General features: G+C 45.9%; 1 protein-coding gene. It reads right to left on the reverse strand.

Features of this window, described 5'->3' with window-relative positions; genetic code table 11:
• On the reverse strand, positions 1-239 hold a 239-nt coding region (locus OKC24_RS20210; protein WP_507159414.1), incomplete at its 3' end, for a hypothetical protein.
• Positions 240-846 lie beyond the last annotated feature (607 nt).

Here is an 846-nt window from a genome sequence, read left to right on the forward strand (position 1 = left end):
GTCAATAAGAAGGTTAAGCCGGCGAAAACTGTAGTAGCCTTGACTGCTGGAGCTGCACCCTCGAAGGTGGATGCTTCCTCAGATGGGTTAGATGGTGCTTGAGAACTTGCAGAAGTTACAGAAGTAACAGTGGTTGGTTGCTCGGTTGGTTGTTCGGTTGGCTTTTCAGTAGTTGGTGCTGCAGTTGGCTTTTCAGTAGTTGGTGCTGCAGTTGGCTTAGAAGTTTCTTCAGTAGTCAATGGGCAGTAAGTAGTGTAGGTGGTCTCATTTTCAGTGACAGTGGTGACACCAGTAGTGACTGGAACTTCGGTACACTTATCTTCGGAACAAGAGGTGACAGTAATAACTGTAGTTTCACGAGTAGTGANGCTGCAGTTGGCTTTTCAGTAGTTGGTGCTGCAGTTGGCTTAGAAGTTTCTTCAGTAGTCAATGGGCAGTAAGTAGTGTAGGTGGTCTCATTTTCAGTGACAGTGGTGACACCAGTAGTGACTGGAACTTCGGTACACTTATCTTCGGAACAAGAGGTGACAGTAATAACTGTAGTTTCACGAGTAGTGACAGTAGTTAATGGGCAGTATGTGGTGTAGGTAGTGTCCTTTTCAGTTACAGTGGTGACACCAGTAGTGACTGGAACTTCGGTACACTTATCTTCGGAACAAGAGGTGACAGTAATAACTGTAGTTTCACGAGTAGTGACAGTAGTTAATGGGCAGTATGTGGTGTAGGTAGTGTCCTTTTCAGTTACAGTGGTGACACCAGTAGTGACTGGAACTTCGGTACACTTGTCTTCGGAACAAGAGGTGATGGTGACGACGGTAGTTTCTTGGGTGGTGACGGTACTCAATG

The sequence above is a fragment of the Acinetobacter entericus genome (assembly GCF_026168575.1).
In the GTDB taxonomy this organism is placed as follows: domain Bacteria; phylum Pseudomonadota; class Gammaproteobacteria; order Pseudomonadales; family Moraxellaceae; genus Acinetobacter; species Acinetobacter bouvetii.